This is a genomic window from Streptomyces sp. LaBMicrA B280 (genome assembly GCF_049222185.1).
Taxonomy (GTDB): Bacteria; Actinomycetota; Actinomycetes; order Streptomycetales; family Streptomycetaceae; genus Streptomyces; species Streptomyces murinus.
In genome coordinates this window covers 1-14406 of record NZ_JBMJCT010000004.1, presented here as the reverse complement: position 1 = coordinate 14406, position 14406 = coordinate 1, and the positions used below count along the sequence as shown (strand labels likewise).

The 14406-nt window shown below is 73.2% G+C and carries 8 protein-coding genes and 2 pseudogenes; 1 reads left to right on the top strand and 9 read right to left on the bottom strand.

The window, feature by feature from the left end; all coding sequences use genetic code 11:
• Positions 1–20: 20 nt before the first annotated feature.
• Positions 21–1595: a glutamine-hydrolyzing GMP synthase gene (gene guaA / locus ACLF5H_RS03600; RefSeq protein WP_421674619.1), complete on the bottom strand. Its 1575-nt coding sequence runs from the start codon at positions 1593–1595 to the stop codon at positions 21–23.
• Positions 1596–1888: 293 nt separating this feature from the next.
• Here guaA and ACLF5H_RS03595 point away from each other — a divergent pair, with 293 nt between their 5' ends.
• Positions 1889–2167, top strand: coding sequence for a chorismate mutase (locus ACLF5H_RS03595; RefSeq protein WP_421674618.1), 279 nt, complete (start codon positions 1889–1891; stop codon positions 2165–2167).
• Positions 2168–2631: 464 nt separating this feature from the next.
• Here ACLF5H_RS03595 and ACLF5H_RS03590 read toward each other — a convergent pair whose 3' ends face one another.
• The 8 genes and pseudogenes from ACLF5H_RS03590 to ACLF5H_RS03555 all read right to left on the bottom strand — a co-directional run.
• Complete coding sequence (locus tag ACLF5H_RS03590; RefSeq protein WP_421674617.1) at positions 2632–4413, bottom strand: GMC family oxidoreductase N-terminal domain-containing protein; 1782 nt, start codon at positions 4411–4413, stop codon at positions 2632–2634.
• Between the two features lie 73 nt (positions 4414–4486).
• A complete protein-coding gene (locus ACLF5H_RS03585; protein ID WP_421674616.1) occupies positions 4487–6115 on the bottom strand; it encodes a succinic semialdehyde dehydrogenase in 1629 nt (542 codons plus the stop codon).
• Between the two features lie 136 nt (positions 6116–6251).
• Positions 6252–7253: a serine/threonine-protein kinase gene (locus ACLF5H_RS03580; RefSeq protein ID WP_421674615.1), complete on the bottom strand. Its 1002-nt coding sequence runs from the start codon at positions 7251–7253 to the stop codon at positions 6252–6254.
• Positions 7254–7368: 115 nt separating this feature from the next.
• Positions 7369–8386 (bottom strand): annotated as a pseudogene (locus ACLF5H_RS03575) (serine/threonine-protein kinase); the annotation flags it as partial.
• A 295-nt stretch (positions 8387–8681) separates the two neighbouring features.
• A complete protein-coding gene (locus tag ACLF5H_RS03570; protein ID WP_421674614.1) occupies positions 8682–10340 on the bottom strand; it encodes a serine/threonine-protein kinase in 1659 nt (552 codons plus the stop codon).
• A 121-nt stretch (positions 10341–10461) separates the two neighbouring features.
• Positions 10462–12229 (bottom strand): annotated as a pseudogene (locus ACLF5H_RS03565) (serine/threonine-protein kinase).
• A 164-nt stretch (positions 12230–12393) separates the two neighbouring features.
• The gene (locus ACLF5H_RS03560) at positions 12394–13692 is read right to left on the bottom strand and encodes a serine/threonine protein kinase (RefSeq protein WP_421674613.1); all 1299 of its coding nucleotides are present in this window, start codon (positions 13690–13692) and stop codon (positions 12394–12396) included.
• On the bottom strand, positions 13689–14406 hold a 718-nt coding region (locus ACLF5H_RS03555; RefSeq protein WP_421674612.1), incomplete at its 5' end, for a protein kinase. The genes ACLF5H_RS03560 and ACLF5H_RS03555, both read right to left, overlap by 4 nt.

Sequence of the window (14406 nt, the reverse complement as noted above, 5' to 3'; positions counted from 1 at the left end):
GGGCCTGCTCCCCCGCGGGCCTACTCCCACTCGATGGTGCCCGGCGGCTTCGAGGTGACGTCGACGACGACGCGGTTGACGTCCCGGACCTCGTTGGTGATGCGGGTCGAGATGCGGGCGAGGACGTCGTAGGGCAGCCGGGACCAGTCGGCGGTCATGGCGTCCTCGGAGGAGACGGGGCGCAGCACGATCGGGTGACCGTAGGTGCGGCCGTCGCCCTGGACGCCCACGCTGCGGACGTCGGCGAGCAGGACCACCGGGCACTGCCAGATCTCGCGGTCGAGGCCGGCCGCGGTCAGCTCCTCGCGGGCGATGGCGTCGGCGTCGCGCAGCAGGTCCAGGCGCTCCTTGGTGACCTCGCCGACGATGCGGATGCCGAGGCCCGGACCCGGGAACGGCTGGCGCTGGACGATCTCGTCCGGCAGGCCCAGCTCCTGGCCGACCATCCGGACCTCGTCCTTGAACAGCTTGCGCAGCGGCTCGATCAGCTTGAACTCGAGGTCCTCGGGCAGGCCGCCGACGTTGTGGTGCGACTTGATGTTGGCGGTGCCGGTGCCGCCGCCGGACTCGACCACGTCCGGGTAGAGGGTGCCCTGGACCAGGAACTCCACGGCCGGGCCCGCGTCGGCGATGATCTCGGCCTGCGCCTGCTCGAAGACGCGGATGAACTCGCGCCCGATGATCTTGCGCTTCTCCTCGGGGTCACTGACCCCGGCGAGCGCGGCCAGGAAGCGCTCCTCGGCGTCGACGACCTTCAGCTGGACGCCGGTGGCCGCGACAAAGTCCTTCTCGACCTGCTCGGTCTCGCCCTTGCGCATCAGACCGTGGTCGACGTAGACGCAGGTCAGCTGGGAGCCGATGGCCTTCTGCACCAGGGCGGCGGCCACCGCGGAGTCCACGCCGCCGGACAGACCGCAGATCGCGCGCTTGTCGCCGACCAGCTCGCGGATGGCCTCGACCTGCTCCTCGATCACATTGCCCGTGGTCCAGGTCGGCTCCAGGCCCGCGCCGCGGTACAGGAAGTGCTCCAGGACCTGCTGGCCGTGCGTGGAGTGCATGACCTCGGGGTGGTGCTGGACGCCGTAGAGCTTCTTCTCGTCGTTCTCGAACGCGGCGACCGGGACCAGGTCGGTGGACGCGGTGACGGCGAAGCCCTCGGGGGCGGCGGAGCAGGCGTCGCCGTGCGACATCCAGACCTGCTGCTCGTCCGGGGTGCCCTCGAAGAGGGTGGAGGAGGACTTGGAGACATGCAGGTCGGTGCGGCCGTACTCACGGGCGCCGTTGTTGTCGACGGAGCCGCCGAGGGTGAGCGCCATCAGCTGGAAGCCGTAGCACATGCCGAAGACGGGGACGCCGGCCTCGAAGATCTCGCGGTCGAGGCGGGGCGCGCCCTCCTCGTACACCGACGAGGGACCGCCGGAGAGGATGATCGCCGCGGGCTTCTTGGCGAGCATCTCCTGGACCGGCATGGTGCTCGGCACGATCTCGCTGTAGACCCGCGCCTCGCGGACGCGTCGGGCGATGAGCTGGGCGTACTGCGCACCGAAGTCGACGACCAGGACGGTGTCGGGGGCAGTGGGAGTCGCTGATGACACGGGGTGCCTTCTGGTGGTCCGGGCGGGGGGTCTGTACTACGAGTCTAACGGTGCGGGCGGACGAGGACCCCGCCGTACCGGCACCGTGGCATACTGGCCGCATGCTTCAGCACGCGACCTTCGTCTTTACCTATGGCATCCGGCCCGCCGGTTGCCATGGTCGTGCTGCTTAGCCGAACGCTTAAGCGACATCCCAGGCGCCCCGGGCCGACAAGGCCCGGGGCGCCTGTCGTTTCTCCGGGCCACGCCGTCCAGGGCATCCGCGTCCGTACGAACGATCAGGAGCCCCCGCCATGAGCACCACCACCCCCGAAGAGACCGCCGCGACGCCGGATGCGGCCATCGCCGCCGCGCGGGAGCGCATCGACGCGATCGACGACCGGATCATCGGCCTCATCCAGGAGCGGACGGCCGTCTCCGCCGTGGTCCAGCAGACCCGTATCTCCTCCGGCGGCCGGCGGGTCAGCCTCTCCCGCGAGATGGAGGTCCTCGGTCACTACCGCGAGGCGCTGGGCAAGCCCGGCACCTCGCTCGCCATGACCCTGCTGGAGCTGTGCCGGGGCCGTATCTGAGTCGGCTGATTATCCGACGTGAGTTCGTCCCCCGTCTCACCCGTACGGCGCGTGACCGCCGCGCGGAAGCCTTCGTTAGCGGGGTGTCCGTGCCAGCCAGGGGCGGGCCCGACAGAACCACGCGTGGCTCGCTGGGGCGATGAGGCGTACGGGTCGTGCCGTGCGCCGTGGGACCTCGCTCCAGGGAAGTGACCGGACGGCAGGGGACAGCAGCCCGGTCACCAAGAGAACGGTCGGCTCCGGGGACGCCCGGAGCCGACCGACGGAACACCGGCCCCCGTCCCCGTCCCCGCGCAGACCACGGCACCCCCCGGTGAATGAGAAGAGGGACCTGCATCCCCCTCCGAAGGCAGGTCCCCCACCGTCTCCTTGAATCCGGTAGCAGGTTTGATCGGCGACGGCGGAGGAGGGTTGTGCCGGGATCCGGGATTTTCGAGTGATCCGGGTCACACCGTCATGGCGGGCTACTCGCCCTTCGGCCGCACCGTCGGCATCCCCAGGAACGGCAGCCGCAGCGCGCCGAACGCCTCCGCCGGGACCACGGGCGAGCGCGGCTCCACCGGCTTCAGCCGCTCGTACGACACCCCCGGCGCCGGCCGCGGATCCGCCTCGCCCTTGTTCGGCCAGAACGACATGGCGCGCTCGGCCTGCGCGGTGATCGTCAGCGAGGGGTTGACGCCCAGGTTCGCCGAGACCGCGGCGCCGTCCACGACCGAGATACCGGGGTGGCCGTACAGCCGGTGGTACGGGTCGATCACCCCGGTGTCCGCCGAGTCGCCGATGGGGCAGCCGCCGAGGAAGTGCGCGGTGAGCGGGGTGCCCATCAGCTCGCCGACATTGCTGCCCGGGAAGCCGTTGATCTCGGCGGCGAGCGCGGCGGCGGCCTCCGAGGCGGCCCTGATCTGCTTGGGGTTGGGCGCGCCGTGCCCCTGCCGCGCGGTGAGCAGGCCCTTGCCGACGCCGTCCGGCTTCAGATACGTCGTCAGCGAGTTGTCCAGGGACTGCATCACCAGGCCGATGATGCTCCGCTCGGACCAGCGGCGGTTGGACAGGGAGCGCAGCACCAGGGTGGGGTGCCGGGCCGCGTTCGCCAGCCAGGCCAGCGCCCGCGAGGAGCCCTCGGTGTACGGCACCTGGAGGATGGACAGGCCGCCCATCGCGTTGGAGCCCTTGCCGTAGCGGACCGGCTCTATGTGGGTGTTCTCGTCCGGGTGGATCGAGGAGGTGATCGCGACGCCCCGGGTGAAGTCGGCCCGCGGGGTGCCGTGCGCCTTGCGGTAGCGGTGGTCGTCGGTCTGCGCGCCGACCAGCGCCTCCGAGTTGGTGCGGGTCAGCACGCCCAACCGGGGCGAGAGGTACGGCAGTTGGCCGTGCGCCTTCATACGGTGCAGCAGGGTCTGGGTGCCGTACGTACCGGCGGCGATCACGATCCGGCGCGCGGTGAACAGCCGTCCCGCGCCCTTCTTCCTGCGGTCCGTCGGCAGGGTGGCCACCGCGTAGCCGCCGCGCGAGTCGTCGGTGACGGAGACGACCGTGGTCATGGAGTGGACCACCGCGCCCGCCTTCTCGGCGAGGTGGAGGTAGTTCTCGTTCAGCGTGTTCTTGGCGCCGTGCCGGCAGCCGGTCATGCACTCGCCGCACTCGGTGCAGGCGTTGCGCTCCGGTCCGGCCCCGCCGAAGTACGGGTCGGGCACCGGCTGTCCGGGGGACGCCTGCGCCGCGCCGTCCGCGTCCTTGCCGTCGCCGAAGAAGACGCCGACCGGCGCGAAGTGGAAGGTGTCGCCGACGCCCATCCGCTCGGCGGCCGCCTTCAGATGGACGTCCGAGGGGGTCATCGTCGGGTTGAGCCGCACCCCGAGCATGCGCTTGGCCTGGTCGTAGTACGGCTTCAACTCCTCCTGCCAGTCGGTGATGTCCTTCCACTGGGGGTCCTCGAAGAACGCCTTCGGCGGTACGTAGAGGGTGTTGGCGTAGTTGAGCGAGCCGCCGCCGACGCCCGCGCCGGCCAGCACCATCACATTGCCCAGCAGATGGATGCGCTGGATGCCGTACATGCCGAGCTTGGGGGCCCAGAGGTAGTTCTTCAGGTCCCAGGAGTTCTTCGGCAGGGACTTCCGGGTGAAGCGGCGCCCGGCTTCGAGGACGCCCACCCGGTAGCCCTTCTCGGTCAGGCGCAGGGCCGAGACGGAACCGCCGAAGCCGGAGCCGACCACGAGGACGTCGTAGTCGTAGGAGTCCTGGGGCACGGGTCTCTCCTCGTTGTGTTTCGGGTGCGGGCCGTCCCTGGTTTCTCGCGCGGTTCCCCGCGCCCCGAGCGGCTTACTTGAACCGGAGCGCCTTCAGCACGCGCAGACTCGTGGTCATGAAGCGGGCGTAGCCCTCCTCCGACATGCCCAGCGAGGGCGCCATCGGCAGCAGCCGCTGCTGGGCGACCGTCTGGGCCTCGGTGTACTTGAGGATGCCCTCGGAGCCGTGGCGGCGGCCGAGGCCGGAGTCCTTCATGCCGCCCATCGGGGACTGGACGCTGCCGTAGGCGGGGGCGTAGCCCTCGTTGATGTTGACCGTGCCGGTGCGCAGCCGGGCGGCGATGTCCCGGCCGCGGCTCGAACTGGTCGTCCAGACGCTGGCGTTGAGGCCGTACGGGGTGGCGTTGGCGCGCTCGACGGCGTCGTCCACGTCCGAGAAGCGGTAGACGGAGACGACCGGGCCGAAGGTCTCCTCCTCGCAGACCGCCATGGAGCCCTCGACGCCGTCGAGGATGGTCGGCTCGAAGAAGTAGGGGCCGATGTCGGGCCGGGCCGCGCCGCCCGCGAGCACCGTGGCGCCCTTGTCGACGGCCTCGCGCACATGCCGTTCCACGGTCTCCAGCTGGCGTTCGCCGACCAGGGAGCCCATCTCGGCGCCGTAGGCGAGGGAGTTGCCGAGCCGCATCGCCCTGGTGCGGGTGGCGAAGCGTTCCAGGAAGGCGTCCGCGATCGACTCGTGGACGTACAACCGCTCGATGGAGATGCAGAGTTGACCGGCGGAGGAGAAGCAGGCGCGTACCGCACCGGCGGCGGCCTTCTCGATGTCGGCGTCGTCCAGCACCAGCATGGCGTTCTTGCCGCCGAGTTCGAGGGAGACGCCGATCAGCCGGGCGGCGGCGCCCTGGGCGACCTCGCGGCCGGTGCGGGTGGAGCCGGTGAAGGAGACGTAGTCGGCGTGCTTGACCAACTCGGGCCCCACGACCGGGCCTTCGCCGATGACGACCTGGAAGACGCCCTCGGGCAGCCCGGCCTCGATCAGCAGGTCCCGGGCCCACAGGGCGGTCAGGCAGGTCTCGGTGTCCGGCTTCATCACGACCGCGTTGCCCGCGACGAAGGCGGGCAGCGCGTCGCCGACGGACAGTTCCAGGGGGTAGTTCCAGGGCGCGATCTGGCCCACCACCCCGCGCGGATGGCGCAGTTCGGTGACCTGCGTCAGGGTCGGCACGGCGCCGGTGTGCCGCTTCGCGCGCAGATAGGCGGGGGCCTTGCGGCCGTAGTGGCGGGCCGCGATGGCGACGGCCAGCACCTCCTCGTGCGCGTGCAGCCGGGCCTTGCCGGTCTCCAGCTGCACCAGGTCGAGGACCTCGGCCTGGCGTTCGAGGATCAGATCGTGGAAGCGGAGCAGGACGGCGGCGCGCTGCCGTACCGGGGTGCGCTCCCAGACGGCCTGCGCGGCACGGGCCGCCTCGAACGCCCTGAGCACGTCCTCGGGGGTGGACTCGGGCAGGTCGGCCAGCTTCTCACCGGTGAACGGCGTGTGGTTGGCGGTCCGGCCGGAGCCGGTGACGCCCTTGGTCAGCCGGGCCACCAGTTCCGGGGTGACCACGTCGGCGGCGGTGCGGACGCCCTCGGGGGAGGGCGCGAGGGGGTTGGTACCGATGCTGTCCGGCGCCTGCGTGTCCGGGGCCTGCGTGTCCGTCATGAGGCGCAGGGTATGCCGCGGCGAACGCTTTGTGTACCCGTCGGTAACGGGGATTCACCGAGCGCTCACACCATGCCAGCGATCACTGGCAACGAATGGCCTGATCAGCAGGTTGCCGGTTCGAACACCCGCCCGATCAGTCGCCCGCGGGTTTTTTCGCCAGGAAGAGGGTGAGAGTGGTGAAGGGAGTGCGGCGCCGGGGCGCGGTCCGGGACTCGGGGGCGGCCGCCTGCGGCCGTGCGTCCGGCCGGGACCGCTCGTCCGGTACGGCACCGAGGTCACGCTCGTCCGGTACGGCGTCGAGGTCGCGCCCGTCCCGTACGTCGGCCGGTTCCGGTACGTCCGGCACGCCCAGGTACCCGCGCAGCTCCGCCGCCACCCGGTCCGCACCCGGCCGGGCCTCGGGCCGCTCCGCGCCCAGCCGGTCCAGGAGGGGGCCGAGCGGGCCGGGGTCCGTGTCGCCGAGGGCGGCGCGCAGCAGGGCGCCCAGCGACCACAGATCGGAGGCGGGCCCGGCCCCGGGCCCGGCCGCCCGCTCGGGAGCGACGAAGGAACCACTACCACCGGTCCCACCGTCACCGGCCCCGGCGCCACCAGCCCCCGTGTCCCCGCCCCCGCCCGGTCCGTCTCCGATTCCGAAGTCGGTGAGGACGACGCGTCCCGTGCGCGATTCCAGCAGCACGTTGGCCGGTTTGAGATCGCGGTGGACGATGCCGACGGCGTGCGCGGCGCGCAGGGCGCCGAGGACGGCGAGTCCGATGCGCGCGGCCTCGGCGGGCGGCAGCGGCCCGCGGCGCAGCGCCTCGCCCAGGGACTCGCCCTCCACCAGCTCCATCACGATCCAGGGGACGCCCGCCTCGGTGACGACGTCGTACACCGTGACGGCGGACGGATGCCGCACCCGGGTCGCGGCGCGGGCCTCCCGGTACAGCCGGTGGGCGAGCCGCCGGCTCTCCTCGTCCGCGGCCGGATCGCCGGGCAGCGACGGCTCCTTGACGGCGACCCGGCCGTACCCCTCGCCGCCCTCGTCCTTTGCGCGCCAGACGGTTCCGGTGGGCCCGGTGCCGAGGCGGTCGGTCAGCCGGTAGCGCCCGCCGATCAGACGTGCGCCGAGCGGGTGTTCGCCGTCGTCAGCCATGTCCCATCAGTACCGTGCGCACCGCACCGTTGTCGAAGCGGGCGGTCCGGACGGGCCGACCGGCAACGCGCCTTCGTCCGCCGCCCGTTGGAGCAGCCGCCGGAAGGACGACCGTGTTGCGCGCGGCCTCCCGGCCCTTGTACGTCGCGATGTCGTCCGGACGCGTCCTCGCGCCCTTGGGCATGTCGAGGGAGTACTCGCCCTGGGCGCGGAAATCCTCGTCGTCCGCGTACATCTGGGACCGCGCCGAGTTCTTGATCTCCCCGGAGTCGTCCTCCGACTTCCTGGACAGGTCGAGCGTGATCGAGACCGCGCCGCTCCAGTCGGTGTACTCCACTCAGTTCTTGTCGGAGTCGTCGGAGTCCGGCCGGGACACCCGGTACCCGGCGGGCACGGCGAGGGTCGCGCCCAGCCTGCCCTCGGGCCGCATCGCCCACCCCTCGGGCAGCGGGCCCGCGAAGGGATCGGCCAGCACGAGGTACGCCCCCACCGCGAGGGCCACCACCGCCGCACCCGCCGCGCCGACGGCCGGCGCGCCGGGTCCTTGTGCAGCAGCCCGTCGATGGCCTCGGCCAGCGGGCCCCCGGCCGCCGTGGGCGCCGCCGGGGTCGCGTTCTCGGGCGAGCCGACGAACCCGCCGGTGTCCGTGAGCCGGGTGTCGCCCTCGATCCGCGCGATGCCGAAGTCGGTGAGGACGACCCGGCCGTGCCGCCCCAGCAGCACGTTGCCGGGCTTCACGTCCCGGTGCAGGACGCCCGCCGCGTGCGCCGCCTCCAGCGCGCCGAGCACCTCCAGGCCGATCCGGGCGGCCTCGCGCGCGTCCAGGGTGCCCTCGTCGAGGGCATCGCCCAGCGTGCGGCCGTGCACCAGCTCCATCACCAGCCACGGGCGGCCGTCGACCACCGCGACGTCGTACACATGCACCACGGCCGGATGGTCGAGGCGGGCCGCGGCGCGGGCCTCGCGGCGCATCCGCTCGAAGGCGTTGGCGCGTTCCCGTTCGGGAAGGTGGTCCGGTGTCCGGGTTCCTTGACCGCGACCTCGCGGTCCACCGTCTCGTCCCGGGCCCGCCACACCGTGCCCGTCCCGCCCCGGCCCAGCCTGGCCGTCAGCCGGTAACGGCCCGCTATCAGGGGTCCGTCGCCGGTGGCCGGGCCGGGGGCCGGGAGCGGATCCTGCCGTGTGCGCGTGTGCGCGTGTGCGCGTGTGCGCGTGTGCGCGTGTGCGCGTGTGCGCGTGTGCGCGTGTGCGCGTGTGCGCGTGTGCGTGGTCTCGGCGGCCGGAGGACGAAGCTCGTCGTGTCCTCGGCCGCCCGGCCCGTTCCCCCGTCACCGCTCATGCACCATCCATATCGCGCCACCGCGCCCCGATCCCCCCGGAAGCGGTACCGGTCACGAACCCGTGACGCGGCGCGCCGAGGGCGTACGGTCAGGGCGCCGACGCCGAGAACGTGTCCAGCGCGACATCGAAGTACTCCCGCGCCTCCCGCACCTTCCCCACCGGCGCCGACACCCATACGTCGTACAGCCGCCCGGACTCCTGCCAGCACAGGTCGTACGTGTGGCGCGCCCCCTCCGCCGCGCTGTAGCCGTTCCAGGTGAACTCCCAGAGCGCGGCGGGGTGTCCGGCGTGCGTGGTGCGGGTGACCCGGCCGTCGTGGTAACCCGGATTCGACACCGACCCGTTGGCCGCCTGCCCCTTCATCACCGCCTGCGGGCCCCCGGGTTGGGGAGCGGCGATCTTGACGCCGAGCCGGTACGTCCCCTCCGGCGAGAGGTAGAACACCCGCTCCCCCTGCGGGCTGCGGGTGAAGTCGTCGGGCACGGCGAGCGAGAACCCGGCCGGGTCGCGGGCGGTGCGGTAGCCGGAGGGCGCGGTGCCGGGGCCCGGGGGCGAGGAGCCCGGCCGGGACGGGCTCGGGGTCGTGGCCGAGGGCGACGCGCGGCCATCCGTACCGCTCGTGCCCCCGGGCGCCGGTGTCGTCGCCGTACCCCCCGGATTCCCACCGCCCCCGCTGTCCTCCCGGTTGATCAGCAGGGTCGCGGCCGATCCGCCCGCCGCCGCGAGCGCCGCGATCAGCAGGGCCGCCACCAGCACCGAGCGGGTCGAGGAGCGCCCGCCCGTGGCCTCCGCCGTGGCCCCGGGCGCGCCGGAGAGGGGTTCGGGCACGCCCGGCTGGGTGGGCTGCGCCGGGCGCCCCGCCCCGAGCCGGTGCCCGCGCGCGGCACCCGGCGCGTCCGGCGTCTCGGGGGTGTGCCCGGTCGCCAGATAGCCGCGCAGCATCCGCTCGGCCTGTGCCGCGCCAAGCCGCCGGTCCGGGTCGCGCTCCAGCAGCCCCCGTACGACGGGTCCCAGCGGCTCGGCCTCGACGGGCGGGCGGATCTCGGCCGCGACCACGGCGTGCAGGATGCCGCCGAGCGAGTCGCGCCGGAACGGCGACTCACCGGAGAGCACCGTGCACAGCAGCGCGCCCAGCGACCACAGATCGGACTCCGGGCCGGTGCGCACCCCGGACATCCGCTCGGGCGCGGTGTACTCGGGCGAGCCGACGAAGGAACCGGTCTCGGTGAGCGTCGTGGCGCCCGCGACCTGCGCGATGCCGAAGTCGGTGAGCACGACCCGCTCGGTGCCGGACTCGATCAGCACGTTCGCGGGCTTGATGTCCCGGTGCAGCACCCCGGCCTCGTGCGCGGTGTCCAGCGCGCTGAGCAGGGCGATGCCGATCCGCGCGGCCTCGGCCGGGGTCACCGGGCCGTGCCGGGCGATCCGGTCGGCCAGCGAGCAGCCGTCGATCAGCTCCATGACCAGGTACGGCCGTTCGTCCTGCTCCACCACGTCGTGCACGACGATGATGTGCGGGTGCCGCAGCTGCGCGACCGCGCGCGCCTCCCGGAACGTACGGTCGCGGCGGCGGCGCGCGTCGTCCTCCGGGAGCGCGTCGTCCGCGAGGATCTCCTTGACCGCGACGAGCCGGCCCAGCAGCTCGTCGCTCGCCCGCCATACGACGCCCATGCCGCCGCGCCCGATACGCGCCTGGAGGCGGTAACGGCCGGCGATCACCCGGAAGTCGGCGCCCTCGGTCCCCATGCGCCCATCATGCCGCAACGGACCCACCCGCTCCGGGGCTCCGATCGGCCAAGCCGCACCGTTCAGTGACTCGTTTTCAGCCGTTTCAGTCGCAAAGAGCACCCGTCCGGCGCAGCGCCGGTCATCTCGTCTGACCCGGCTGCTGCCAGCTCTGGAGCACCCACTTGAACTGCTTGCCGGTCTTCGGCCAGTCGGCGGCGGGCCCGGACATGTAGAGGGCGTACTCGGTGCCCTCGCGCGAGAAGTACGTCTCCTCGACGGCGTGCCGCGGTCCCGCCACGTACGGCGGGTCCTTCTTCAGCGCGGTCCAGGTGTACTCCCACAGCGCGCCCGCCCGGTCGCGGTAGACGTTCTGCTTGAGGGTCACCCGCTGGTAGCCGACCAGCCGTTGGAGCTGCTGCTCCAGGTCCTTCTGGTGCTCGTAGGCGCTGGCGAAGTCCGGCGAGGTGTCGATGGATATCCGTACGAAGTGCTTGCCGCCGTCGGGGGTGTAGTCGATCTGCTTCAGGGGGCCGTTGATGCCGTAGACCTGGCGCTGCCAGCCCTTGGGCAGGGAGATGCTGAAGCCCAGCGGGTCGTGGTGGGTCTCCCAGCTGTCCGGGACGGTGCCGGTGTCCGGGTCCTGGTCGCCGCCGGGGCTCGCCGAGGAGGCCGGGCCGGGGTTCGTGCCGTGGTGCGCCGCGCCGTCGTGCCGTGCGTTGTTCCACTCCTGGAAGCCCACCGCGGCGCCACCGCCGAGCACGGCCGCGGCCGCGACGACGAGCAGATCGGAAGAGCGTCGTGTAGGGGAAGAGGGTGCATGCACCACACGCCAGGCGATCAGCCACATCGCCCCGTGGCAGCCGTCGAAGGGATCGAAGGACAGCAGAACCGAGGCGAAGGTGAACACCGCGAAGCCGCAGTTGTAGATCCGGATACGGACCGCCCGGATGCGCCCCGGACACGGCCGGGCCCGCCGCGTTCGCGCCGGTCAGGGACCGGTCCGCCGCGCCCGGGGTGCCGTAGCCGCCGGTGTCCCCCAGGCGGCGTACGCCGGAGGTCTGGGTCGGCACGTACGCCTGCGCGGCGTTCGGCCGGCGGCCCTCCGCGGCCTCGGCGAGCATCTGCTCGGCCTCCTCCGCGCCCGGCCGCCGCTCCGGCTCCTTGCGCAGCAGCGCGGAGATGACCGGGCCGAGCGGCCCGGCGTTCACCGGCTGTTCGGCCTCCTCCTCGACGACCGCCTGCATGGTGCTCAACGGTGAGGTGCGGCGGAACGGCGAACGCCCCTCCACCGCCGTGTACAGCGTCGCGCCGAGCGCCCACAGGTCGGAGGCGGGGCCGGGGTCGTGGCCGCGCACCCGCTCGGGCGCGAGGTAGTCGACCGAGCCGACGACCTCTCCGGTGCGGGTGATGGTGGAGTCGCCCTCGATCTGGGCGATGCCGAAGTCGGTGAGCAGCACCCGCCCGTCGCTGCCGAGGAGAACGTTGCCGGGCTTCACATCGCGGTGCAGCACACCGGCGGAGTGCGCGGCGCGCAGCGCCCGCAGCACCCACAGCCCGATCCGCGCGGCCTCCCGGGGCTCGATGCGCCCCTGCTCCTTGACCGCGTCGGCCAGCGAGTTGCCCTCGACCAGCTCCATCACGATCCAGGGCCGGCCGTCGTGGTCGAGGACGTCGTGCACGGTGACGACCGCGGAGTGGTTGATGCGCGCCGCGGCCCGCGCCTCGGCCCGGGTACGGGCCAGCAGGACGGCCTGGTCGCTGTCGGAGACGTAGAGCGCGGCGGTCAACTCCTTGACGGCGACCGCCCGGTGCAGCACCTCATCGTGGGCACGCCACACCCGGCCCATGCCGCCGCTGCCGATGGATTCGGCAAGCCGGTAGCGGCCCGCTATGAGCAGGCCCTGCATCTGATTCACGTTGCCCCGCAATGCTCTTGTCAGGGGTCAGACTAAGGACCGGCCCGTTCGCAGGGAACAAGCGGGGTCCCAAGGAAACCGCACTGTGACGATGGTCATTTCCGCGTGAGAACGGGAACCGGCGCGCCGGGCCGGGCCCGTTGAATACGCCACGCTCAACCGGTGTAGCGGTACGTCGCGGTAGCTTCCTCGTACAGCCTGCTCACCTCGTCCCGGTCGGCGTCCGGGCCGCGGACCTGGAGGATGTGGTACCGCCCGTTCAGCAGGATCGCCATGTTGCGTACGTAAAGATCGCGGCCCTGCCCGTCGGTCCAGGTGAACTGCCCCTCGGCCATGGTCCGTCCGCCCACCTCGATGGTGCGCAGCCCGGTGGCGGTGGCCCAGCTGGAGTCCCGGTACGGCTGGAGCTCGCGTTCCTTGTCCCGCTGATAGGCCATCGGATCGCCGCCGTACGTCGCCGAGCCGTCCCGCCCGGGGACGACGAGCAGCTCGAAGTCGCCGTGCGCGTAGACGACTTCGCCGCTGCCGTTCTTCGGGGTGCGGGTCCAGCCCCTGGCGACGGCGATGTCGAAGCCCTCGGGGTCCTTGCGCAGCGCGAAACCGGCGGGCACGGAGGAGGTGCCGCCCGCCTGGGTGTCGGAGGCGGAGGGACTGTGCCGGGAGCCGGAGGGAGCGGGGCCCGACTGCCCGGCCGACGGTGTCGGTCCGGTCCCGCCCCGCCCGTGCGAGGTGTGCTGTCTCGGCATGAACAGCATCGCGTACGCGACCGCGCCGGCCAGCAGCAGGAGGATCAGCACGAGCAGCGTCCGGCCGAGCCGGCTCGGTGAACTGCCCTCCTCCCGGTCCCGCTTGTGTCTGGCGTGCGCGTCGGGGAGCCCGGCGCGGCGCCGCCGCACCAGTTCGCCCCGGCGCCGGACGATCGGCAGCCGCCGGGGGTCGGGCGGTACCGGCACCACCCGGGTACCGGCCTCCGGCTCGGGCGCGGACCGCACCAGCGAGCGCAGCCAGCCGCCCAGTTCCTCGAAGTCGGGCCGCTCGGTGGGGTCCTGACGCAGCAGGGACTCCACCACCGGCCGCAGCGCACCGCACTCCTCGGCGTACGCGGGCGGCTCCGCGCACACCAACTGCACCAGTTCGGCGGTGGATTCCTCGGGGTAGGGCGCGTGTCCCTGCACCGCGCGGAACAACAGCGCGCCCAGCGCCCACAGATCGGTGGCGGGCCCGACCGGCGCCGCCAGCTGCCAGTTCTCGTGCACGGGCCCGGCCTGCTCCGGCGCCCACCGCTCGGTCACCGGCCCCACCAGGGCCATCCGCGCCTGCCGCGCCCGCTCGGCCGCGAGCGCCCCGGAGGCGGTCGCCGTCTCGCCCCAGCGGGCCTGCCCCTGCGCCGGTACGGCGGCCGCCGGGGCCGGGGTGTCGTGCCGCACGGGTTCGAGACCCCGCGGTCCGCTCACCGGCGCGCCGTGCGTCCCGTAGGGGTCGGCGCTACGACCGGGCGGGGGGACGTCGGGTCGGGGGGCGGGTACGGCGGGGTAGGGCGCGTCGGACGGGCGGTGCGGCGCCGGGCCCTGGGGGTACGGCGCGCCCTGCGGGTACGGCTGCCGGGGGCGGACGCCGGGGACCCCCCGCCGGACACGGCGTTCGCGCCCGGCACTCCCGGCGCGCCGGCCGCCCGTGCCTGGATGGCGGCGCGCCGGGCGGCCTCGGGGTCCACGGCGTCGGGCACAACGATGTCAACGGGCCCTCCGGCCCCCGGCAGGGCCTCGCCGCCGTCCTCCTCCGCCCCCGGCACCGGGTCGTACCCGCACAGCGCCTCCTCTGCGGCACCGGCGGCGAGGCCGGTCAGCAGGACGCGGCCGTCGTCGCAGACGAGGACCGTGCGGGCGGTGACATTGCGGTGGACCCAGCCATGGGCGTGCAGGACGCGCAGGGCCATCAGGACGTCGGAGGCGACCTCGGCGGCGCGGTAGGGCGTGAGGGGGCGCTCGGCGAGGAGCGCGGACAGCGGGCGGGCGGCGACCCACTCGCTGACGATCCACAGCGAGCCGCCCTCGGCGAAGACGTCGAAGACCTGGTCCAGGCGCGGATGGTCGGGGATGCGGGCCGCCGCCTGGGCGGCCTCCACGGCGCGCCGCACCGCGGGCTCGGCGGGCCGGCGGGTCGCGGCC